This is a genomic window from Aeromonas sp. s13, from assembly GCF_040907905.1.
In the GTDB taxonomy this organism is placed as follows: Bacteria; Pseudomonadota; Gammaproteobacteria; order Enterobacterales; family Aeromonadaceae; genus Aeromonas; species Aeromonas veronii.
Genome location: NZ_JBFOCS010000081.1, coordinates 103,413 through 126,956 on the forward strand (window position 1 = coordinate 103,413; position 23,544 = coordinate 126,956).

A 23,544-nucleotide genomic window follows, 5' to 3' on the forward strand; every position below is an offset into this window, starting at 1 on the left:
AATGGGCCGATATTCCTGTATGCAGAAGCGATATGAAAGCCTTCGACTTTCTGCTTGCAGACTATGCTCTATGTGACCATTCCCGGCGGATGTTGCGGGAGTGCAGACTCATTTCAAGGAAGCCCCCATATGTTCAAAAACATGTCTATCGGCCAGAAACTGAGTGCCGGATTCGCCATCCTGGCACTGCTGGTACTGGGCTTGGCCTGGTTCTCCATCAGCCAGTTGGCAAAGCTCTATGGTGATACCGAAACCATTACTGACAACCTGCTGCCGTCAACCCGCTATGCCAGCCAGATGCATGTTGCCATTCTGGATGCGCGCCGCTCAGAGCTGGCCCAGGTCATCGGTGGTCTGAACAAGGATGATCAAGAGGTAAGCGATCGCACCCTGACCTTCAATAAGGCCAGGCAGGAATTTGAGCAAGCAGCCCAAAAATACGGTGCTTTAGCTTTCACTACAGGTGAAGAGAAACAGGTTTATGAGCAGGTGGTTGCGGCGGGGGCCAAGTATTTTGCGGTGCATGACCAACTGTTGAGCGCCTTCGCTGCTGGCGATCTGGAGCGAGTCAGAAGTCTGCGCAAAAACGAAACCCGGGTCGCGCTGGAGGAGGTGGGAGCAAAATCCTTCCGCCTGCGGGAAATCAATAACGAGATTGCGGCCCAGATGACAAAAGATGTGGAGGCGCTCTACAGCAGTGCCAGAACCATGAGCGTCATTGTCAGTCTGGTGACGCTGGGTTTTGTTGTGGCAATTGCCTGGCTGCTGACCGGTCAGATCCGCAATCCGGTGATGGCGTTGCTGGAACAGACCCGGCGGGTCTCCTCTGGTGATCTCACCTCCCGCATCGATATGCAGCAGTTCAACAATGATGAACTGGGAACCCTTGCCAAAGGGTTTGGTGAAATGCAGACCAATCTGCGCACTCTGGTGAGTGAAGTGTCGGGCTCTGTGGTGCAACTGAGTTCCGCCGCGGAGGAGATCAGCTCTGTTGCCAGCCAGTCAGCCAATAACATGAATGCTCAGCAACATGAGCTGAATCAGCTGGCAACGGCGATGAACGAGATGCAGGCTACGGTGCAGGAGGTCTCTCGCAACACCAGCGATGCGGCCAGTGCCGCCACCTCGGCCAGTGAAACGGCCGAACTTGGTGCGCAAACGGTGAATGACTCCATTCAACGTATTGAACGGGTCGCAGGTGCCATCGAGAGTACCGCGGTGGTGATACGCCAACTGGGCGATGACAGCCGCAATATCGGCATGGTGCTGGAGGTGATCCGCGGTATTGCCGAACAGACCAACCTGCTGGCATTGAATGCGGCGATTGAAGCGGCTCGTGCCGGTGAGCAAGGACGGGGGTTTGCTGTGGTGGCGGATGAGGTGCGTACTCTGGCCAAGCGCACTCAGGACTCTACCTCCCAGATCAATACCATCATTGCCGAGTTGCAGCAGCGTGCCGAACAGGCCGGCAGTACCATGCAACAGAGTCAGGAGCTGATGAACACCACGGTTGCTACCGCGCGGGAAGCGGGCGAGTCTATCTCCCAGATCAGTGGCTCGGTCAGCAGCATCTCCCACATGAACATCCAGATTGCAACGGCCACCGAAGAGCAGGGCGCGGTGAGCGAGGAGCTCAACCGTAACGTGGTCAATATCAGTCATGCTTCCGAAGAGGTGGCCGCCGGTGCCACCCAGATGGCTCAGGCGTGCAACGAGTTGAACCATTTGGCTACCCAGTTGCAGGATATGGTGCGCCGTTTCAGGGTGTAATCCCTCGGCGAGTCAAACAGCCCGATTACTGCAAGGTGATCGGGCTTTTCTGTTTTGGAGGGGCAGCCAGAGAGGCTCACTGCAAGTGGATGACTTGTCCCGCCGGACGATATTGTGCATGCTGATGGCCCATTTTCCAGGCAGGACTCTTGCTGTATGAATCTTCGCGATCTCGAATATCTGGTGGCGCTGGATGAGGAAAAACATTTTCGCAAAGCCGCTGAACGCTGCTTTGTCAGTCAACCCACCCTGAGCGGCCAGCTGCGCAAGCTGGAGGATGAACTCGGGGTCATTCTGATCGAACGTACCTCGCGCAAGGTGCTGTTTACTCCGGCTGGTGATGCCATGGCCCATCAGGCTCGTCGGGTGCTCAAGGAGGTGCGCGAGCTAAAGAGCATCGGTCAGCACTTCTCCGAGCCGATGTCAGGGGAGATCCATATCGGTTTTATTCCGACCGTGGGCCCCTACCTGTTGCCTCGCATTATCCAGACCCTGCGTGAGCGTTTTCCCCAGCTGGAGTTCTATCTCTATGAGGAGCAGACCCAAACCCTGCTCAAGCGGCTGGAAGAGGGGGAGCTGGACTGCGTCATTCTGGCCGAGATGCCGGGGATGGAGGGGTTTGGTTCAATCCAGCTCTATCATGAGCCGATGTGGCTGGCGGTGCCTTGCCATCACCCCGAAGCACAGGCTAGACAGGTGCCGCTTGGCAATCTAAAGGGCAAGAAATTGCTGATGCTGGCCGATGGTCACTGTTTGCGGGATCAGGCGATGGGGTTCTGTTTCGCTGGCGGGATAGGTGAGGATCAACGCTTCAAAGGCACCAGTCTCGAGACCCTGCGCAACATGGTGGCCGCCGGTAGCGGCATGACTTTGGTACCAAAGCTGGCCGTACCTGCCGATCATGATGAGGGAGGGGTGAGCTATCGGCCGGTGGTTGACCCTGTGCCGGGGCGTACCATCTCGCTGCTCTATCGCCACTACTCGGTGCGTCGCCCCTGTTTCAACGAGCTGGCCGCCTCGATCGCTACGCTGATGAGCAAGCAGTTGGCCCAATAAAAAACCGGCAGCCAAGGCTGCCGGTTTTGCTTCTGCCGCGAGAGCAGCTTAGAAGATATCGTCGGTTGAGACAGGCCCTTCCACATCGGGGTTGTCACCGCCGTAGACCTGATTGCCATCCGAGCTCGGTGCTGCGTAGCGGGTCGGTTCGGTCCCTTCCTTGAAGTATTCGTCGGTGCCGCCACTGGTTGCCAGCAGGCCGGTTTCGCTATCAATCTTCACCGTCATGATCCCTTCGGGAACCGGCATCTTGTGCTCCGGCAGTTTTTTGAGGGCGACTTTCATGAAGTCGATCCAGATAGGCTGCGCGGCGCCACCGCCAAACTCGGCACGGCCAAGGCCACGCTGGTGGTTGTCAAAACCGATCCATGAGGTGGCAACGATGTCCGGGGTGTAGCCGGAGAACCAGGCATCCCGCGATTCGTTGGTGGTACCGGTTTTACCGGAGATGTCGTGACGTTTCAGGTCGCGGGCTGCACGCCAGCCGGTACCACGCCAGCCGTTGCCACCCCAGATGGCTGTGCTCAGGGTGTCGGTGATCAGGAACGCACTCTGGGCACTGATGGTATGCGGGGCAATGGTTGGCGCGAGAGGGGTCTGCGTGCCATCTTGTGCGGCTCCATCAACAGTTGGCACCGGCAGTGTGCTCTGCTCGGGTGCGGCCTGCTGTTCGCAGGTGGTACAAGCAATAGCAGGATTGGCCTGATAGAGGGTGTTCTCCAGGCTGTCGGTCACTTTGTCGATGAAGTATGGGGTCACCAGGAAGCCACCGTTGGCCAGAACCGAGTAACCACGCACTACCTCGAGGGGGGTGAATTCGGCAGCGCCCAGCGCCAGCGACTCATGGGGAGAGATGAAGTCGCGGGGGAAGCCAAAGCGGGTCAGACCGTCGATATAGGTATCCAGACCGATGGCGCGCATCAGTCGAACCGACATCACGTTCTTGGACTTGGCCAGACCCAGACGCAGCGGGGTGGGGCCATCATAAACGGCCGGGGAGTTCTTGGGCTGCCACATGGGCCCTTTTGATGGATCCCACTGGTTGATCGGCGCATCGTTGATGAGCGATGCCAGGGTATAGCCATGCTCCAGCGCGGTCGCATAGAGGAAAGGCTTGATATTGGAACCGATCTGGCGACGCGCCTGATCGACCCGGTTGAATTTGGATAGTTCGAAGCTGAAACCACCGACCAGTGCTTCCAGAGCCCCATTTTTCGGGTTCATGGCAACCAGCGCGGCGTTCACATCCGGGATTTGGGCCAGCAGCAACTCTTCGCCCTCTTCCCGCACCCAGATCTGGGCGCCGACTTTCAGCACATCGCGCGCCGATTTCGGGGCATAGCTCTGACGGTCGTCGGTAATAAAGGAGCGGGCCCATTTAATGCCGTTCCAGCCGAGCTCTGCTTCCTTGCCATTCTTCAGTACCAGCGTGGCGCTGCGATCACCGAGCTTGGTCACGACCGCCGCCATCAGCGGATCGTAAGTGGGTTGTTTGCCAAGGTGAGCGACGATCTGCTCGTAATCCCAGGCTGTCTCGCCAGCCTTCCACAACTGAGCCGTCGGGCCGCGATAGCCGTGGCGCATGTCATAGGCAAAAACGCCATCCAGCAGTGCCTGTCTTGCTGCCCGCTGACGCTCGGCAGAGACGGTAGTGTAGACGTGCAGGCCCATGGTGTAGGCATCTTCACCGAACTGCTCGACCATCTTCTGGCGCACCATTTCCCCCAGATAGGGGGCGTGCAGGGTCACTTCGGCGCCGTGAAAACGGGCCTTGATCGGCATCTTGGACGCTTCGTCAAACTGAGCCTGGGTTATCTTGCCAGTTTCCAGCATCCTGCCCAGTACAACGTTGCGGCGCGCAAAGGCGCGCTCGGGGGAGCGGATGGGGTTGAGCATGGAGGGAGCTTTCGGCAGACCGGCAATGATGGCGATCTCGTCCAGTCCCAGATCCTTGACCTCTTTACCAAAGTAAACCTGTGCCGCAGCACCGATCCCGAAGGAGCGATAACCGAGGGGGATCTTGTTGAGGTAGAGTTCGAGGATCTCGTCTTTTGAGAGATTCTGTTCGATCCGCCAAGCCAGGAAGACCTCCTTGATCTTGCGGATGATAGTCTTCTCATTGCTCAGGAAGAAGTTGCGGGCAACCTGCTGGGTGATGGTACTGGCCCCCTGACGGGCATGACCGGAGACAGCCCAGACGGATGCGGCTCGAATGATACCAATCGGGTCAATGCCCGGGTGCTCATAGAAACGTGCATCCTCGGTCGCCAGTACGGCATCGATCATGGGTTGCGGAATTTCGTCCAGACGCAGCGGAATGCGACGAATTTCGCCATATTGGGCGATCAACTCCCCATCCCGGCTGTAAACCCGCATCGGGGTTGCCAGCTTGACGTCACGCAGTGCAGTGACATCGGGCAGTTGGGGTTTGATATAGAAGTAGATACCGATGAGGCTGGCAACACCCAGCACTGCACCCAGCATCATGACAATAAACAGGCGAACGAGCCATTTCAGCATGGAAGAACTACCAATCGTCTTAAAATTAGCCAACGGGCGCAGAGTATAGCCCTTTTGCCATCGGGAATTCGAGGTTTTCCTGTGGCGAGCCACCCACCTCAAAAGGATGCGAGAGGTTAGCACTACGGGGAGTAATAACCAAGGAGGGCCACTTGCCATGAAGAAAGCGAGATGGGTCACTTTTCGACATAAACTTTATGACATTGATAGTTAGAGCATTTAGGATGAGTGAAGCACTCCTCTGATCGGGTGTCCTACACTCTGTTCAGGAATAAAACCAAATAACGCATGGATGTGTATATGTTTGGGCTTTTTAACAAGGGATCCCTCCTCCCTCTGGTGGGCATTGATTTCGGCAGCCAGACCATCAAGGCCGTTACCCTCAGTGGCCGACCCGGCAAGCTTCATCTCGAATGTGTCGCCGATATTGCCACCCCGAAAGGGACGCTGGTTGACTATCAATTGCAGGATATCGAGCGCGTCAGCCAATCTCTCAAGACTCTCAAGCGCCTGATCCCAGCTCACAGCGACTATGCCGCCACTGCGGTGACCGGCTCCAACGTGATAACCAAGGTGATCCAGATTGATGCCCGCCTCAGCGACAAGGAGCTGGAGAGTCAGGTGCAGCTGGAGGCCGAGCAGATCATTCCCTTCCCCCTCGATGAAGTGAGTCTCGATTTTGAGGTGCTGAGCACCAACAATAGCGAAGATCGTCAAGATGTGCTGCTGAGCGCAGCCCGCACCGAGAGTGTCAACGGCCGGGTCAGCGCCCTTGCCGAAGCCGGTATTGCCGTCAAGGTGGTGGATGTGGGCGCCCATGCGCTGGGCCGTGCCGTGGTGGCCTGTCTGCCCGAATTGCAGGAGAGTGAACGGCCGATCGGGGTGATCGACATTGGCGCCAGTGCCATGACCTTTGCGGCGCTGGTCAAGGGGGAGGTGATCTACTCCCGCTTGCAAAACTTCGGCGGCGATCAGTACAGCCAGGCGCTCTCCTCCTTTTATGGCATGACGCTGGATGAGGCTGAGCAGGCTAAAACCAAAGGTACCTTGCCTGTTGACCATGAGCTGGATGTGCTGATGCCCCACATCAACTCGCTGTTGCAGCAAGTGCGGCGCAATATCCAGCTCTTTTGCAGTTCATCCGGTTATCGCGACATCGCAAAACTGGTGCTGACGGGGGGAGGCAGTCTGCTACCCGGTTTGTTGGTGCAGGTAAAAGAAGAGGTCAATTGCGAGGTGTTGCACCCGGATCTGTTCGCTCTGTTTGGCAAACCGAAAGGGGAGGCCGAGCTGGTACATGGTGCTAAATATATGACGGCATTCGGGTTGGCTCTGAGGAGTTTCACACCATGTCAAATATAAACCTTCTACCCTGGCGTGAAGCCCGGGCCCAGCGCCAAAAGAAACAGTTCGGGGCCTTGCTGGGGATTTTTGTGCTGGCCACGGTCGCGTTGGGATTTTTTGCCAACTGGCTGGTTGATCGCCAGATCGTCGCCCAGCAGCAGCGCAACCAGAGGCTGGTTCAGGAGATGACTATTCTGGATGCCCAGCTGGGGGAGATCCGTCTGCTCAAAGAGCGTCGCAAGGAACTGATCGATCGGATGCAGCTCATCGAGCAGTTGCAGATGCGCCGCAATGTGCCCGTCCGCCTCTTCAATCAGCTGCCTTCATTGGTGCCCAACGGGGTTTACCTCAACACCCTCTCGATGCAGAACAATATTATTGATGTAAATGGCAAGACCGAAGCCTATGGTCGGGTGGCCAGCATGATGCGGCGGATTGATGGTTCCGGCTGGCTGGGTCAGGCAAAGATAAGCACTATTTTTGCGGCTGATGTTGCGCCAGTGTCATTGAGCCAGTTTTCCATGATGTTCCTGATCGCCAACAATGCTGCGGCTGCAGGGAATGTGGCCAAGGAGCAACAATGAACCTTCAGCAACTCAACGAGTTGGATATCAATGACATAGCAAGCTGGCCAAAATGGGCAAAAGGGCTCTTCATTTTTTTCTGCTGCGTGTTGACCGGCGGCGCCATCTACTACTACGTGATTGCCAACTCACTGACCAGTTTGACTCAGGAAGCGGGGAAGGAGACCGAACTGAAAGCCCAGTTTGAAAGTAAGGCGATGCTGGCTGCCAACCTGGGGGCATACAAGGCGCAAATGGTTCAGCTTGAGCAACTGGTCGATACCCAGCTCAAGCAGTTGCCCAATACCCATGAGGTCGCCGGTCTGCTGGACGATATCAGCTTTATTGCTACCGACAACGGCTTGAAATTGAACCGGATCAACTGGGAACCCGAGGTCAAGCACGAGTTTTCAACCGAGCTACCAATGCGTATCGAAGTCGTGGGCACTTACCATGAAATTGGCAAGTTTACCGCTGACATGGCCGCTTTGCCCCGTATCGTCATCCTTGACTCCTTCACTCTGGGTCAGAGCAAGGATGAAGGGGAGCTGATTTCGATGTCGATGCTGGCCAAGACCTACAAGTACAACGGTAAAACAGTGGAGCCGAAACAATGAGACGCATCTGCTGGTTGTTGCCTGCCCTCTTGCTGGCGGCCTGTGGTGGCCAGGAGGACATGGATAGCTATGTCGCCCAGACCAAAGCAAGGCCGCCCATACCTATCGAGCCCTTGCCCGAGCTGAAGCCTTTTGCCCCCATGCACTACCAGCAACGCGAGTTGCGCAGCCCCTTCATGGTTCCTCAGCCTGAGGCGACGGTCGGAAGTACAAGTACTACCAAGGCCCAGCCGGATTGTGCTCAGACCCTGATCGATCGTGAGAAAGAGGTGCTGGAAAATTATTCGCTGGCCAGTCTGTCGATGCATGGTTCTTTGGGTAAGGCAGGTCAGTTGTGGGCCTTGATCAGCACCCCGGATGGCAAATCGATGCGGGTCGGGCTCAACCAGTATATGGGGCTTGATCAGGGCCGGGTCATCAAGATCACTGACACTGCCGTGGATTTGCTGGAAACCATTCCGGACGGGAAGGGGTGCTGGGTAACAAGAGAAACCCAGTTGGCAATGGCCAATATGCAAGAAAAACAATAATCAGGGACGAACAGCAATGAGAACAACAATAGAGAGTGTATCCAAAGTAGCTTTGCTGTTTTGCGCCAGCGCCCTCAGTCAGGCGTGGGCAGTGGCAACCCTGCAGGAGATCAAGGTCAATCCGCTGCTTGCTGATCAATTGCTGGTGGAGCTCAGTTTCAGTGAGCCGGTCACTGGCTTTACCGATCGTCTCTCTTATCAGCCCAATCAGCTGTTGTTGCATGTTCCCGGTGCGGTAGGGGCACTTAAAGTGAACCCGCTGCCGATCCAGCGCCTGGGGGTAGATAATATCAAGGTTGAGGGTAAGGGCGCAGGTCTGGATATCAAGATCGCACTCGATCAGCTTGCTCCCTATCAGGTGCAGCAACAGGGGAACAAATTACTGGTGTCATTGGGCGAGGGGGCCTCTTCCGGGCTCATCAATGGTGAGAGCGCGCTGATTGCACCCGTAACCTCGGCTACTCCTGTGCCAGCGCCCTCTGCGATGGTGGCCACACCCTCTACTTCGGCACTGCTCAATCCTCAGATCGTCGCCCGGTCGATGCCTGTTGCGCCCGTGACTACGCCGGTAGCAACACAGCCTGCCAGCAAGCCGGTGCTCAACAACTATCAAAGCAGTGGGGGTGGCGCCTATTTCAACTCGGTTACCGGTGTGGATTTTCGTCGTGGCAAGGATGGTCAGGGGGAGTTTCTGGTCACGCTGGATAACAGCTCGGCCGCCGTCGATGTGAGCAGCCGAGGCCAGACCGTACTGGCCAAGTTTCATGGCACTCGGGTACCGGATGGCTTGCTTAATCTGATCAACGTGCAGGATTTTGCAACGCCGGTCTCTCAGGTTGAAGTCTCCCGGCAGGGCAGTGATACCCTGTTTGAACTGTCGATCAATGGTCAGTTTGATTACCGTTACGATCAGGCGGACAAGCTCTTCATTATCGAGGTAAAAAAGCGGACGACGGCCACGGCATCCAAGCAGTATCAGGGCAAACCCATCTCATTGAACTTTCAGGATATTCCAGTCCGTACCGTATTGCAGCTTATTGCTGATTTCAACAACCTTAACTTGGTAACCACAGATTCGGTATCAGGCAATATTACCCTGCGTCTGGATGGGGTGCCGTGGGAGCAGGCGCTCGACATTATTTTGAAGGTGCGGGGTCTGGATAAGCGGCTGGATAACAACATCTTGCTGGTAGCGCCTGCAGAAGAGATCGCAACACGCGAGAAGCAACAGCTGGAGAGCCGAAATCAGGTTGCCGATTTGGCTCCGCTCTATACCGAGTATCTGCAGATAAACTATGCCAAGGCCTCGGAAGTGGCTGCCCTGCTCTCTTCCGAAAGTACCAAGTTGCTGTCACCCCGTGGTGCGGTGAGCGTGGACGAGCGAACCAACGTGCTGGTGGTCAAGGATACCGCCGATGTCATCAGCAGCATCAAACGGATGCTCGATATCCTCGATATTCCGGTCAAGCAGGTGGTGATCGAGGCGCGGATGGTGACCATTGACGACGGCTTTGATGAAGCGCTTGGGGTGCGGTGGGGAGTGACCAAAAACGATGGTCATGGCAACAGTACGTCCGGTTCCATCGAGGGGAATGATGGCTCTGGTAACAACAACGGCAGTTCTGCGATTAATCCTAGCCCTCGGCCATCAGCAGACGATCGGCTCAACGTCAACTTGCCGGTGACCAATGCGGCCGGTACTTTGGCCTTCCAGGTTGCCCGTTTGGCTGATGGCACCTTGCTGGATCTCGAGTTGTCGGCGCTGGAAAAAGAGAGCAAGGCCGAGATTATCGCCAGTCCGCGCGTGACCACTGCGAACCAGAAACCGGCATTGATCGAGCAGGGTACCGAGATCCCCTATGTGGAGTCATCTTCCAGTGGCGCTACCTCGGTTACCTTCAAGAAGGCGGTATTGAGCCTGAAGGTTACCCCGCAGATCACCCCTGACAATCGGGTGATTCTCGACCTGACCGTGACCCAGGATACCAAGGGTGAAACGGTACCGACCGGTACCGGTGATGCGGTTTCCATCAACGCCCAGTCCATCACCACTCAGGTGCTGGTGAACAATGGCGAGACCCTGGTGTTGGGCGGCATTTATCAGCAGACCATCAAGAGCGATGTAACCAAGGTGCCGCTGCTGGGTGACATTCCCGGATTGGGGGCCTTGTTCCGCAAGACCACCAGCGAGAACAAAAAGCGGGAATTGCTGATTTTCGTGACGCCCAAGATAGTCACCGACGCCTTCTGAATGCTTTACATGTGAGGGTAAAACACATATAACCTTACGCCCCAATGAGGCTGGGGCGTAAGGGCTGCGGTTGCCAGTCCCGATATCTATTGAGATAATCCCCCTCCTGATCCATCGCAAGATAAGGTTCATAGGTACCCCGATCCAGTATTCATCGGGGTCGTACAGTTTGTAATTACTAACGAAAAGACATGGCTGAGAAACGCAATATTTTCCTGATAGGTCCCATGGGTGCGGGCAAGAGCACCATAGGTAGACATCTGGCAGAACAACTGCATATGGAGTTTTTCGACTCAGATCATGAGATTGAGCGCCGCAGTGGTGCTGATATCGGCTGGGTGTTCGATGTTGAAGGCGAAGAAGGTTTCCGGATTCGCGAAGAGAAGGTGATCGGCGAATTGTCAGAGCAGCAGGGTATCGTGCTGGCGACGGGTGGCGGTGCCATCAAGAGTCGTGAAACCCGCAACAAGTTGTCTGCTCGTGGCATCGTGGTCTACCTCGAAACCACAATCGAAAAGCAGCTGGCGCGCACACAGCGAGACAAACGCCGCCCTCTGCTACAGACCGAAGAACCGGCACGCGAAGTGCTGGAACGTCTGGCACAAGAGCGCAATGCCCTGTATGAAGAGGTTGCCGACTTTGTTGTGCACACCGATGACCAGAGCGCAAAAATCGTTGCCAATCAAATTGTAAAGCTGATCGGTATGTAATCTAGAGGACGTCCATGGAACGGTTGAAGGTCGAACTGGGTGAACGCAGCTATCCCATCGAGATAGCTGCAGGGTTGTTGCAGCGCCCCGAGGCGCTGGTATCGACCATCAAGGGCAAGCGGGTGATGATAGTGACCAACACGGTCGTTGCTCCGCTTTATCTTGAACAGGTAACCGCTCTGCTGTCGGGTTTTCAGGTTGAACACCTGATCCTGCCTGACGGCGAGGCGTACAAGAACCTGGCGACCTTTGAGCAGATCATGTCTGCTCTGCTTGAAACCAACCATGGGCGCGATACGACACTGATCGCTCTGGGAGGCGGCGTGATCGGGGATGTGGTGGGCTTTGCGGCAGCAAGCTATCAACGTGGCATTCCTTTTATCCAGATCCCGACCACTCTGCTCTCCCAGGTTGACTCCTCTGTTGGCGGTAAAACCGCGGTCAACCACCCCCTCGGCAAGAACATGATTGGGGCTTTTTATCAGCCCAAACAAGTTGTTATCGATACCGAATGTCTGAGTACCTTGCCAGCCCGCGAATTTGCCGCAGGGATGGCCGAGGTGATCAAGTACGGCATCATTTGGGATGCTGATTTCTTCAGCTGGCTGGAGCAGAACATTATGCGTCTGCAACAGCTGGAACCTGCCGCGCTGGCCTACGCCATCAAACGCTGCTGCGAGATCAAAGCCGATGTGGTCGGTCAAGATGAGACCGAGCACGGCGTCCGTGCGCTGCTCAATCTGGGTCACACCTTTGGCCATGCCATCGAGGCCGAGCAGGGGTATGGTAACTGGCTGCATGGTGAAGCGGTATCCGCCGGCACCATGCTGGCTGCCTGGACTGCGCAGGCCCGTGGCGATATGAGCGAAGCGGACGTTGCGCGAGTGCGCGCTCTGCTGCTGGCCGCCAATTTGCCCATTCATGCGCCTGCCGAGATGGATTTCGCCGCCTTTATTCGCCATATGCGCCGTGACAAGAAGGTGCTGGAAGGCAAGCTGCGTCTGGTGTTGCCGGTTGGTATCGGCCATGCGCAGGTGGTGGGGGATGTGTCCGATGCCGAGTTGCTGGCGGTGATCGAGTCTGGTCGTGACGAATAAACTGCTAAAACTTCCTTCCCAGCGGCAGCTGGTTGACCGGCTGCTGCATCTGATTGAATTCAATCACCCTTTCATTTTTCTCTCCGGTAAACCCGGTTGTGGTCGCGGTACCCTGTGCGAATCCCTGCTCGGCGTGTTGCCGGAAAAAGTGCGGGTGGTAAGCCTGATTGGTACACCTGCCATGAAGATGGTGGATGTACGCCAGCTGTTGCTACCACAGGTGGTGGCGCGCCCGCTGTTCAATCCACAGGATGCGCTGGCGGAGAGCTTCTTTCGCATGCTGGAGGGGAGCAAGCCTGCCACCCTGTTGCTGCTGATAGAGCGGGCCGACCAGTTGCCGGCCGAATTGCTGGGAGAGTTGTGGGCGATCATCCGTCATAACGATACCCTGGCGGCGCCCCATCAACTGGCCATTATCGTCTCGGGCAGTGACGTCTGGTGTCGTACCCAACGACCGCAGCTCAAAGGGCGTGCCATGCCAGCCCTTGAGCTGGAGGTGCCGCCCCTGAGCCCGCCCGAGCAGCGCATCTTCTTGTATGAGAAAGCCAAAGAGCTCAAGATCCCGGCGACCCTCTTGCCCAAGCCGCAAGTGGAGGAGATCCTGAAAACGGCGAACGGACATCCGTCCACCATCATGCAGTTACTGGAGGATATCATGACCGACAGAAGGCCCAAGAAGCGTCAGGCGGAGTTGCCTGTCAAGAAGATTGCCACTGCTATCGCGCTGGTCGCTGGCGGCCTGCTGGCGCTGAGCTACCTGCTGCCTGCGCTGTTTGACAATGAAAGCAAACCGGCGCTGCAGGATCCGGCGCAGAACACGGCATTGCCGATCCCGGTAGCGGGAGGCGATCCCCTCACCGCTGGCGGTTCGAATACCGATGCCGCTGCACAAGGCGCGCAAAACAGCGATGCAGCCAGCAATCCCAATGGTGTTGTGAAAGATTGGCAGCCGGAGGCGAAAGTGTTGCCCAAGTCGGTGGAGAGCGAAACTGTGACCACCGAATCAACCAATTACGAAGGGCGCCGGGTGGTGATCTCTGACGAGGTCGTGCAAAAGCTGATGACCGAACCCAAGGTGAGCGGCGCACTGCCTACTGATGTGGTGGACGAGCTGACCGGCAAGAACCCGAGTGGCACAGCCCCCAGTGGTGCAATCGCAACCACGGCGCCAGCCAGTACCGCCAAAGCACTGAATCCGGCGACAACCGCAACGCCTGCCACCACCACCAAAACCGCCAACAGCGAGCCGGTCGCCGCGCCAGCACCCAAGGTGGCCCTGACACCGGTCGCCACCTTGAACAAGAAGCCGCGCAACCACTACAGCGTTCAGCTGATGGGGGCGAGCAACACCAAGGCGGTGGATCAATTTGTTGCCGAGCATGGTTTGGCGGGTAAGGTCTGGGTCTATCAGACCAAATTCCGTGGCAGCCCCTGGTATGTGGTGCTGCAAGGGGATTATGCCGGTCTGACCCAGGCCAAGAGTGCCATTCGCAAGCTTCCGCCAGCCTTGCTGAAAGGCCAGCCCTGGCCCAAGTCGTTTGCACAGGTACAAAAAGAGCTGAAGCAATAGCCTTGATACCGGATAAGGGGGTAGAATCGTCCCCCTTTTTGGGTCTTGCCTTCTTACACACCGGATTTCCATGAAAAAAACACGCGCTTTTTTAAAATGGGCCGGGGGAAAATACTCCCTGGTTGAAGAGATTGCCGAGCGCCTGCCGGCCGGGCGTGTGTTGCTGGAGCCCTTCGTCGGGGCGGGGTCAGTGTTTCTCAACACCGACTACGACGCGTATGTGCTCAACGACATCAATCCGGATCTGATCTGCCTGTACAACCACCTCAAGCTGACGCCGGACAGTTTCATTGCCGAGGCGCGCAAGCTGTTTGTGGCAGAGCACAACCACAAGGCGGCCTATTACCGGCTGCGTACCCAGTTCAATCAGACCGAGACCACCTTCGAGCGGGCACTCTTGTTCCTGTTTCTCAACCGTCACGGTTTCAACGGACTGTGCCGCTACAACAAGAAGGGCGGCTTCAACGTGCCGTTCGGTTCCTACAAGAAACCCTATTTCCCGGAAAAAGAACTGTGGGTCTTTGCCGAAAAGGCGCAGAAGGCGACCTTTATCTGCGAGAGCTACGCCGATGCAATCAAGCGTGCCGAAGAGGATTGGGTTATCTATTGTGATCCACCCTATGCGCCGCTCTCCACTACGGCGAGCTTCACCACCTATGCCTCCGGCGGGTTTACCCTGGATGATCAGGCGATCCTGGCGCGACTGGCCCGTCACACAGCCGCTCACAAAGGGGTGCCGGTGCTGATCAGCAACCACGATATTGAGCTGACTCGTGAGCTTTATCGCGGTGCCCGCCTCGACGAAATCTTGGTCAAGCGCACCATCAGTCGCAACGGCGGCACCCGCAACAAGGTGGCCGAATTGTTGGCGCTCTATCCGCCCGGAATCGAACCGGAGCAGGGCTACTATCCCAGCGACAGTGAACTACTGCCACTGACGTAACAGACCATGCGGCGCCCAGGGGCGCCGTTTTTTTATGGGCGCGCCTGGGCCCGTGCCGATGCCGCAAAACCCGGGTGGTTGGGGGAGGGGAGGCGATTGCCCCATTTACCCCGCATTCGAGTCGTTTTCGCCCGCCTTTTACGTTAAAATTGCGCCGCTTTTTCTCCCTGGCTGCCAATGGATGATGCTGATGAAAGACTTTCTGATTGCCCCCTCGATCCTCTCTGCCGATTTTGCCCGTCTGGGTGACGATGTAGCCAAGGTACTGGCTGCCGGTGCCGACGTGGTTCACTTCGACGTGATGGACAACCACTATGTCCCCAACCTGACCATTGGCCCCATGGTCTGTCAGGCGCTGCGTGACTACGGTATCGAGGCCCCCATCGACGTGCACCTGATGGTCAAGCCGGTGGATCGCATCATTCCTGATTTTGCCAAGGCCGGTGCTTCCCTCATCACCTTCCATCCGGAAGCCTCTGATCACGTTGATCGCTCTTTGGGCCTCATCAAGGAGATGGGCTGCCAGGCGGGTCTGGTGCTGAATCCGGCTACCTCGCTCTCCTGCCTCGAATATGTGATGGACAAGCTGGATGTGATCCTGCTGATGTCGGTCAATCCTGGCTTCGGTGGTCAGAGCTTCATCCCCGGTACCCTCGACAAGTTGCGTCAGGTGCGTCGTCTGATCGACGAGAGCGGTCGCGATATCCGCCTCGAGATCGATGGCGGGGTGAAGGTCGACAACATTCGCGAGATCGCCGAAGCGGGCGCCGACATGTTTGTCGCCGGCTCGGCCATTTTCAGCCAGCCTGACTACAAGGCGGTGATCGACAAGATGCGTGCGGAGCTGGCTCATGTCACACGCTGAGCGCGCATTTGATTTGGTGCTGTTCGATCTGGACGGCACTCTCATTGACAGCGCCGCCCAGCTGGCGCTGGCGGTCAATCTGACTCTGGCTGATCTGGGTCTGGAGCAAGCTGATGAAGCGGTGATCCGTACCTGGGTCGGCAACGGTGCCGACAAGCTGATCCAGCGGGCGCTCGCCTATCGCGAGGCCGATCCCGAGCTGTTTGCCAAGGCCAGACCGATTTTTTTCCAGCACTACAACGCCTGCCTGCTGCAAGGGCTGGCGATGTATGAAGGGGTGGTGCAGAGTCTGCGTCGCCTGCAAAGCCTGGGCTACAAGAAGGCGATCGTCACCAACAAGCCGAGCGATTTCGTGGCCCCTATCCTCGATGCCCTTGGCATCAGCGATTGTTTCGAACTCTGGCTTGGTGGCAACTGCGTGCCGGTCAAGAAGCCGAGCCCGGAGCCCTTGCTGCACGCTTGCCAGGAGTTGGGGGTGAGCCCGGCTCGCACCCTGATGGTGGGCGACTCAGAAAATGACGTGCTGGCGGCCAAGGCGGCTGGCATGAAGGTGGTGGGTCTTACATACGGCTACAACTATGGCCGCCCCATCGCAGACTCCCATCCAGACTGGGTATTCGAGCAGTTTGCCCAGCTCGATGCACTTTTGGTCTAATAGCGCAGCTGGGCTGGCTGAATAACAAGGATTAACACTCTCATGACTAAACCAATCGTATTGAGCGGAGCGCAACCCTCCGGTCAACTGACCATCGGCAACTACATGGGGGCCCTGCGTCAGTGGGTCAACATGCAGGATGAGTACGACTGCCTCTACTGCATCGTCGACCTGCACGCCATCACCACTCGCCAGGACCCGGCTGCCCTGCGCAAGGCTTGTCTGGATGCGGCCGCCCTCTATCTGGCGGTCGGTATCGATCCCAAGAAGAGCACCGTCTTCATCCAGTCTCACGTGCCGCAGCACGCCGAGCTGGGCTGGATCCTCAACTGCTACACCCAGATGGGTGAGCTGTCGCGCATGACCCAGTTCAAGGACAAGTCCGCCCGTTTCGAGAACAACGTCAACGTCGGCCTGTTCGGTTATCCGGTGTTGATGGCCGCTGATATTCTGCTCTATCAGGCCAATCAGGTGCCGGTCGGCAACGACCAGAAGCAGCATCTGGAGCTGACCCGCGACATCTGCACCCGTTTCAACAACCTCTATGGTGAGGTGTTCACCATGCCGGAGCCCTTCATTCCGACCGAAGGGGCACGGGTGATGAGCCTGCAGGATCCGACCAAGAAGATGTCCAAGTCGGATGACAACGAAGCCAACTTCATCGGCCTGCTGGAAGATCCCAAGCAGATCGTCAAGAAGATCAAGCGTGCGGTGACCGACTCCGACGAGCCGGCGGTGGTGCGTTTCGACCCGGAAAACAAACCGGGTGTCTCCAACCTGCTGACCCTGATGTCCGGCGTCACCGGTCGTTCCATCCCCGAGCTGGAGCAGCACTTCGAAGGCAAGATGTACGGTCACCTCAAGACCGAAACCGCCGAAGCCGTGGTTGCGCTGTTGGAACCGATCCAGGCCCGTTTCCACGAGTTGCGTCAGGATGAGGCCCATCTGATCGCGATTCTGGCAGAAGGCGCACAAAAGGCGCGCGAAAGAGCTGAAAAAACCCTGACCAGCGTATATGATGTAGTCGGCTTCGTTCCTCGAGCCTGACATACTGGGAAGGTGTAGTAGAAGAGAGCTGGGTATTTGCCTGGCTTTCTTTATTTTCCGCCTAGCTATTTTGTTTAATTTCTTTATTTCAACCTGGGTAATATCCCCAAGAGAAAGCATGCCTGTTCAACCAACTATTTCTGCTGAAGAGCTGAGTGACAAAGGTCACTGGCTACGTAAATTTCGCAAGGCGAAAAACCTCAATACCCTGCAGTTGATGGTCTCCAATGCCATCGACAAGCACCATAAAACCCCTGCCGTTGCTGCCGCCATCTATCTGGCCGAGTGTCAGCGTGAACGGGAAATGGAACAGGGTCGTTATCTCGATCGTTAATTCTCCGCTGTTGGTTATCTCATGTTGTTGTTGATCGATAACTACGACTCTTTTACCTGGAACCTGGTGCAATATTTCGGCGCCCTAGGACAAGAGGTTGTGGTCAAGCGCAATGATGAACTGACGCTCGATGCCATAGCGCAGCTCTCCCCCCGTTTTCTGGTGATCTCTCCCGGTCCCTGTACGCCCAATGAGGCGGGGATCTCTCTCGATGCCATCAGCCACTTTGCTGGCAAGCTGCCCATTCTCGGCGTCTGTCTCGGTCATCAGTCGCTGGCGCAGGCCTTCGGTGCCCGCGTAGTCCGTGCCCGTCAGGTAATGCACGGCAAAACCTCGTTCATCCGCCATCGCCATGAGGGGGTGTTCAAGGGGCTCAACAACCCGTTGAGGGTGACCCGCTACCACTCCTTGGTGGTGGAGCGCGACACGCTGCCTGACTGCTTCGAGATCACCGCCTGGAGCGAGCATGCCGATGGCTTGTTTGACGAGATCATGGGGCTGCGCCACAAGACGTTCCCCATCGAGGGTGTTCAGTTCCATCCGGAGAGTATTTTGAGCGAGCAGGGCCATCAGTTGCTGGCCAACTTTCTGGCGCGTTCATAAAAAGTTGTGATCGCCTTCTCAAGTTCGAGAGAAGGCAAAAAAAATTTCCCTGACACTTTATTCACCCCCTCTCCTGCCCAAATTATCTCTTGCCAAGGCCCCCTGAGTCGTTATGCAATGCGGTTGCCTAAAATCTCAATGGCAATCGAACATTGTTCCTCATAGGCCGTCTTGTTACAGACTTTTTACTTTATTTCTGTGATAATCCCGTCACGTTTACACGGATTTAACTTTTGGGCGGTGGATTATTCTGTCGCCGAATCGAAGGAGAGCTATATGTCAGAGTTGTTGGCAGTGACACGTGAAGTGTTTGATGAAGTGATGGTTCCCAACTATGCACCCGCCAAGATCATCCCGGTGCGTGGTGAAGGGTCACGTGTCTGGGATCAGGAAGGGCGCGAGTATGTCGACTTCGCCGGTGGTATCGCCGTCAACGGTTTGGGTCACTGTCACCCCAAGCTGGTCGAGGCCCTGAAAACCCAGGGTGAGAAGCTGTGGCACCTCTCCAACGTGATGACCAACGAGCCGGCCCTGCGTCTGGCCAAGAAGCTGGTCGCCGCCACCTTCGCCGACAAGGTCTACTTCTGCAACTCCGGCGCCGAAGCGAACGAAGCCGCCCTCAAGCTGGCTCGCCGCTACGCCATCGAGAAATTTGGTGAGCAGAAGACCCAGATCATCGCCTTCAATCAGGGCTTCCACGGTCGTACCTTCTTTACCGTCAGCGTCGGTGGCCAGGCGGCCTACTCCGATGGCTTCGGTCCCAAGCCCGGCGACATTACCCACGTACCCTACAACGATCTGGCCGCACTGGCCGAGGTGATCGCCGACAACACCTGCGCCGTGGTGATGGAGCCGCTGCAGGGGGAGGGTGGCATCATTCGTCCTACCGACGAGTTTGCCAAAGGGGTACGCGCGCTGTGCGACAAACACAATGCCCTGCTGATCTATGACGAAGTGCAGTCAGGGGTCGGCCGTACCGGTGATCTCTATGCCTATATGGGTCTCGGCGTTACGCCGGACATCCTCACCAGCGCCAAGGCTCTGGGGGGCGGTTTCCCCATCGGCGCCATGCTGACCACCGACGAGATTGCGGCTTACCTGAAAGTGGGCACTCACGGCTCTACCTACGGCGGCAACCCGCTGGCTTGTGCGGTAGCCGAAGCGGTGATCGATGTGATCAACACCCCCGAGGTGCTGGCGGGCATCAAGCAGCGCGAGCAGCTGTTCCGCGATGGTCTTGAAGCCATCAATGCCAAATACCACTGCTTCAGCGAGATCCGCGGCAAGGGTCTGTTGCTGGGTGCCGCCCTGAGCGATGCCTACAAGGGACGCTCGCGCGACTTCCTGCTGGCCTCTATCGATCAGGGGCTGATGGCACTGGTGGCTGGTACCAACGTGGTTCGTTTTGCCCCTTCACTGGTGATCCCGGAAGCGGACATCAAGGAAGGGTTGGCCCGCTTCGAGAAGGCGGTTGCCCAGGTGGTTAACGCCTGATTCCAAATTGAGGTGGGGAGCTCTCCCGGCAGGAGCCGGGACCCCACCTGTCGTCAATGAAAGGGAGTTGTCATTTATGTTGGTTATCCGTCCCATCGAGCAAAAAGATTTTGCCGGGCTCAAGACCTGCGCCATCGAGTCCGGCACCGGCATGACCTCGTTGCCCGTCAACGATGAGCTGCTGCAGCGCAAGATTGACGCCTCTACCCAGACTTTTTCCGACAAGCCCGCCGGCAAGGGGGACTGCCTCTACTTCTTCGTGGCTGAGGATCTGGAGACCGGCGAGATGGTCGGCACCTGTGCCATCGATGCTGCGGTTGGCCTCTCCCAGCCATTTTACAACTACCACATCGGCAAGGTGGTGCACTCTTCTCCCAAGCTCGGCATCTACAACGTCGTTGAAACCCTGACCCTCTCCAACGACTACACCGGCAACTCCGAGCTTTGCACCCTGTTTTTGCGCGAATGTGCCCGCGAGGGGCTCAACGGCCGCCTGCTTTCCAAGCACCGCTTCCTGTTTATGGCCGAGCACCCCGAGCTGTTTGACGAGACCGTCTTCGCCGAGATGCGCGGCGTCTCCGATGCCAACGGTCACAGCCCCTTCTACGAGTGGCTGCAAACCCACTTCTTCTCGATGGATTTTCCTACCGTCGACTATCTGACCGGCATCGGCAAGAAGCGCTTTATCGCCGAACTGATGCCCAAGTACCCCATCTACGTCAATTTGCTGAGCAAAGAGGCGCGGGCCGTTATCGGTCAGACCCACGAGAAGACCCGTCCCGCCATCAAGATGCTGCAGGACGAGGGCTTTGTGAACCGTGGCTACGTCGATATTTTCGATGCGGGCCCCACCGTCGAGTGCGACGTGAAGAATATTCGCAGCGTGCGCCGCAGCAAGAAGCTGCGGGTGCTGGTGGGCGAGCCCATTGGTGGCAAGACCCACCTTATCTGCAACAGCCGTTTCGAACATTACCGCGCCTGCTACGGCAATATCCGGGTCGATCTCGACAAGCACGAAGCCATCATTCCGCCCAAGATGGCGGCGGCACTCAAGGTGCAGGATGGCGACATGGTGCGGGTGGTCGACCTCGACTGAGGCAAACAGGACAAGCAAACCGATTATCAGACAGGCAGCCGAGGCTGCCTGCCAGCGACAGGGAGTGAATGGATGAGCCAGTTAGTGCAATTTATCGACGGTCAGTGGCTTGCCGGTGAAGGCAAGCCGTTCGAGTCAACCGATCCGGCCAAGAACGAGGTGATCTGGCAGGGGGCTGCCGCCAGTGCGGCGCAGGTGGATGCCGCCGTCAAGGCCGCCCGTGCCGCCTTCTACCACTGGGCGGACATGAGCCTTGAGGATCGTCTGGCCATAGTGCGTCGTTATGCCGACCTGCTTGGCGAGCAGAAAGAGGCGCTGGCCCTGACCATCGCCCGCGAAACCGGCAAACCGCTGTGGGAGACCCGCACCGAAGTGGCCGCCATGCAGGGCAAGATTGCCATCTCCATCCGTGCGCACGACGAGCGCACCGGCACCGTTGAAAATGCCATGCCGGGCGCCAAGGCGTTTGTCCGTCACAAGCCCCACGGCGTGGTGGCGGTGTTCGGCCCCTACAACTTCCCGGGCCATCTGCCCAACGGCCATATAGTCCCGGCGCTGATTGCGGGTAACGCCGTGGTGTTCAAACCCTCCGAGCTGACACCCATGGTGGCCGAGGCCATGGTCAAGGTGTGGCAGCAGGCCGGATTGCCCAAGGGAGTGCTCAATCTGGTGCAAGGGGAGGTCGAGACTGGCAAGGCGCTGGCGGGCAACCCCGATATCGACGGCCTCTTCTTCACCGGCTCCTCCCGCACCGGCCATTTCCTCCATCAGCAGTTTGCCGGTCAGCCGGGAAAAATTTTGGCGCTGGAGATGGGCGGCAACAACCCGCTGATTGTGAAAGATGTGAGCGACATCGACGGCGCCGTCCATGCCATCATCCAGTCGGCGTTCATCACTTCCGGTCAGCGCTGCACCTGCTCCCGCCGTCTGTTTGTCGAGCGCGGCGAGCGGGGCGATGCCCTGGTCAAGCGACTGGTCGAGGTGGTCGGCAAGATCAAGGTCGGCCTCTACGACGCCGCCGAACAGCCGTTTATGGGGGCGATGATCAGCGAGAAAGCGGCGATTGGCATGGTCGAAGCACAAGCCAACCTGCAACAGCTGGGCGGCGAGAGCCTGCAGGTGCTTGAGCACCTGAAAGCGGGCACCGGCTTTGTCTCCCCGGGCATCATCGATGTCACTGCGATCAGCGCGCTGCCGGACGAAGAGTACTTCGGCCCGCTGCTGCAGTTGATCCGTTATGACGATTTCGATGTGGCCATCGATCTGGCCAATGCCACTCGCTACGGCCTCTCGGCCGGTCTGTTGGGTGACAAGGAGGCGGACTGGAATCACTTCTTCAAGCGGATCCGCGCCGGCATCGTCAACTGGAACAAGCCCATTACCGGTGCTTCCAGTGCCGCGCCGTTTGGCGGCATCGGGGCTTCCGGCAACCACAGGGCGAGCGCCTACTACGCCGCTGACTACTGTGCCTATCCGGTTGCCTCCGTGGAAGACAGCAAGGCGGCTATGCCTGAGCAGCTCTCGCCGGGCCTCTTCTTCTAAACAGATAACTACAAGGGGCACCCGTCGGGGCCCCGTTTCGTACCCGCAATCAAAGGAAAGAGAGATGCAAAAGGATATCGACACCCTGTTCAGCCATCTGTGGGACAACTACATCAAGGTGACCCCGAGTGCCCTCAAGGTGCACACCCTGCTGGGTGGCGGCGAGCCCATCGTCAACGATCACGTGGCGTTTCGTACCTACAACCTGCCCAAGCTGGGGCTGGAGAAGCTGGCTGCCCACTTTCTCGCGCTCGGTTACGAGCAGAAGGGCGAGTACGTCTTCAAGGCCAAGAAGCTCTACGCCAAGCACTTCGAGCATCAGGATCCGGACGCTCCCAAGGTGTTTATCAGCGAGCTGAAGGTGGAAGAGCTCTCTCCAGCTGCCCAAGCCATCATCCACAAGCTGGCCGATCAGGTGCCCGATCATCTGACCGATACCCCGGCATTTCTCTACACCGGTGCCCCCTGGCAGGTCTCCTATGCCGATTATCAGACCCTGCTGGCGGAGAGCGAGTACGCGGCATGGATGGCAGCATGGGGCTATCGTGCCAACCACTTCACGGTCAATATCAACAAGTTGAAGGATTTCGACACCATCCATCAGGTCAATGCGGCACTGAAGGTGGCGGGTTTCGTGCTCAACAGCGTGGGTGGCGAGGTGAAAGGGGACCCGCAGGTGATGCTGGAGCAATCCTCCACCATGGCCGACAAAGCAGAGGTGCCGTTCAGCGATGGGGTGCGTACCATCCCGAGCTGCTTCTACGAGTTTGCTCTGCGCTATCCGCAGGCCGACGGCGTACTCTATCCGGGCTTTGTCGAGGCCTCGGCGGACAAGATCTTCGAATCGACGAATGCCATGTAACGGGAGCCACCCTGTTTCAGTCGCAACGCCTCCTTTGTGGAGGCGTTTTGTTTGGCGCAGAGTGACGGTATCGGG

General features: G+C 57.4%; 21 protein-coding genes. 20 read left to right on the plus strand and 1 reads right to left on the minus strand.

All coding sequences use genetic code 11. The features are described 5' to 3' along the window. Nucleotides 1-129 precede the first annotated feature (129 nt). Both AB5Y82_RS19010 and oxyR read left to right on the plus strand, forming a co-directional pair. Nucleotides 130-1,770 carry a methyl-accepting chemotaxis protein gene (locus tag AB5Y82_RS19010; RefSeq protein ID WP_019446348.1) on the plus strand — a complete coding sequence of 547 codons (1,641 nt, stop codon included), beginning with the start codon at nt 130-132 and terminating at the stop codon, nt 1,768-1,770. Between the two features lie 156 nt (nt 1,771-1,926). Continuing rightward, entirely contained in the window at nt 1,927-2,826 is a 900-nt protein-coding gene (gene oxyR, locus AB5Y82_RS19015) for a DNA-binding transcriptional regulator OxyR (protein WP_005354003.1), read from the plus strand. A 48-nt stretch (nt 2,827-2,874) separates the two neighbouring features. Here oxyR and AB5Y82_RS19020 read toward each other — a convergent pair whose 3' ends face one another. Then, on the minus strand, nt 2,875-5,346 hold the full coding sequence (locus AB5Y82_RS19020) for a penicillin-binding protein 1A (RefSeq protein ID WP_047437955.1): 2,472 nt from the start codon (nt 5,344-5,346) through the stop codon (nt 2,875-2,877). A gap of 300 nt (nt 5,347-5,646) precedes the next feature. On the opposite strand from AB5Y82_RS19020, the gene tapM reads away from it, so the two are divergent. From tapM to AB5Y82_RS19110, 18 genes are all read left to right on the plus strand, one after another. Further along, nucleotides 5,647-6,708, plus strand: coding sequence for a PilM family type IVa pilus assembly protein TapM (tapM, locus tag AB5Y82_RS19025; RefSeq protein ID WP_162632569.1), 1,062 nt, complete (start codon nt 5,647-5,649; stop codon nt 6,706-6,708). After that, entirely contained in the window at nt 6,696-7,274 is a 579-nt protein-coding gene (gene tapN, locus AB5Y82_RS19030) for a PilN family type IV pilus biogenesis protein TapN (protein ID WP_005353997.1), read from the plus strand. Before tapM ends, tapN begins: the two co-directional genes overlap by 13 nt. Next, nucleotides 7,271-7,870, plus strand: coding sequence for a PilO family type IV pilus biogenesis protein TapO (gene tapO / locus AB5Y82_RS19035; RefSeq protein ID WP_111900761.1), 600 nt, complete (start codon nt 7,271-7,273; stop codon nt 7,868-7,870). The genes tapN and tapO overlap by 4 nt, the downstream gene beginning before the upstream one ends. Further along, entirely contained in the window at nt 7,867-8,400 is a 534-nt protein-coding gene (locus tag AB5Y82_RS19040; protein ID WP_111900760.1) for a pilus assembly protein PilP, read from the plus strand. The genes tapO and AB5Y82_RS19040 overlap by 4 nt, the downstream gene beginning before the upstream one ends. A gap of 16 nt (nt 8,401-8,416) precedes the next feature. Beyond that, nucleotides 8,417-10,651, plus strand: coding sequence for a type IV pilus secretin PilQ (locus AB5Y82_RS19045; RefSeq protein ID WP_111900759.1), 2,235 nt, complete (start codon nt 8,417-8,419; stop codon nt 10,649-10,651). A 191-nt stretch (nt 10,652-10,842) separates the two neighbouring features. After that, a complete protein-coding gene (gene aroK / locus AB5Y82_RS19050; protein ID WP_005335014.1) occupies nt 10,843-11,361 on the plus strand; it encodes a shikimate kinase AroK in 519 nt (172 codons plus the stop codon). A gap of 14 nt (nt 11,362-11,375) precedes the next feature. Continuing rightward, the gene (gene aroB / locus AB5Y82_RS19055; RefSeq protein ID WP_111900758.1) at nt 11,376-12,458 is read left to right on the plus strand and encodes a 3-dehydroquinate synthase; all 1,083 of its coding nucleotides are present in this window, start codon (nt 11,376-11,378) and stop codon (nt 12,456-12,458) included. Beyond that, nucleotides 12,448-14,028, plus strand: coding sequence for an SPOR domain-containing protein (locus tag AB5Y82_RS19060; protein ID WP_368174399.1), 1,581 nt, complete (start codon nt 12,448-12,450; stop codon nt 14,026-14,028). Before aroB ends, AB5Y82_RS19060 begins: the two co-directional genes overlap by 11 nt. Before the next feature lie 70 nt (nt 14,029-14,098). After that, on the plus strand, nt 14,099-14,971 hold the full coding sequence (locus AB5Y82_RS19065) for a Dam family site-specific DNA-(adenine-N6)-methyltransferase (RefSeq protein WP_088868683.1): 873 nt from the start codon (nt 14,099-14,101) through the stop codon (nt 14,969-14,971). A gap of 190 nt (nt 14,972-15,161) precedes the next feature. After that, nucleotides 15,162-15,836, plus strand: a complete 675-nt coding sequence (gene rpe / locus AB5Y82_RS19070) for a ribulose-phosphate 3-epimerase (RefSeq protein ID WP_005335006.1) — start codon at nt 15,162-15,164, stop codon at nt 15,834-15,836. Then, on the plus strand, nt 15,823-16,491 hold the full coding sequence (locus AB5Y82_RS19075; protein ID WP_111900755.1) for a phosphoglycolate phosphatase: 669 nt from the start codon (nt 15,823-15,825) through the stop codon (nt 16,489-16,491). The genes rpe and AB5Y82_RS19075 overlap by 14 nt, the downstream gene beginning before the upstream one ends. Before the next feature lie 42 nt (nt 16,492-16,533). Beyond that, nucleotides 16,534-17,538: a tryptophan--tRNA ligase gene (gene trpS, locus AB5Y82_RS19080; protein WP_111900754.1), complete on the plus strand. Its 1,005-nt coding sequence runs from the start codon at nt 16,534-16,536 to the stop codon at nt 17,536-17,538. A gap of 118 nt (nt 17,539-17,656) precedes the next feature. Beyond that, nucleotides 17,657-17,872, plus strand: coding sequence for a hypothetical protein (locus AB5Y82_RS19085; protein WP_005334997.1), 216 nt, complete (start codon nt 17,657-17,659; stop codon nt 17,870-17,872). Between the two features lie 21 nt (nt 17,873-17,893). After that, on the plus strand, nt 17,894-18,475 hold the full coding sequence (locus AB5Y82_RS19090) for an aminodeoxychorismate synthase component II (RefSeq protein ID WP_111900753.1): 582 nt from the start codon (nt 17,894-17,896) through the stop codon (nt 18,473-18,475). Nucleotides 18,476-18,751: 276 nt separating this feature from the next. Further along, entirely contained in the window at nt 18,752-19,969 is a 1,218-nt protein-coding gene (locus tag AB5Y82_RS19095; RefSeq protein ID WP_111900752.1) for an aspartate aminotransferase family protein, read from the plus strand. A gap of 76 nt (nt 19,970-20,045) precedes the next feature. Further along, complete coding sequence (gene astA / locus AB5Y82_RS19100; protein ID WP_005334994.1) at nt 20,046-21,065, plus strand: arginine N-succinyltransferase; 1,020 nt, start codon at nt 20,046-20,048, stop codon at nt 21,063-21,065. A gap of 72 nt (nt 21,066-21,137) precedes the next feature. Then, nucleotides 21,138-22,607, plus strand: a complete 1,470-nt coding sequence (astD, locus tag AB5Y82_RS19105) for a succinylglutamate-semialdehyde dehydrogenase (protein ID WP_111900750.1) — start codon at nt 21,138-21,140, stop codon at nt 22,605-22,607. A 64-nt stretch (nt 22,608-22,671) separates the two neighbouring features. Continuing rightward, on the plus strand, nt 22,672-23,469 hold the full coding sequence (locus AB5Y82_RS19110) for a DUF1338 domain-containing protein (RefSeq protein WP_111900749.1): 798 nt from the start codon (nt 22,672-22,674) through the stop codon (nt 23,467-23,469). The last annotated feature ends 75 nt before the right edge of the window (nt 23,470-23,544 follow it).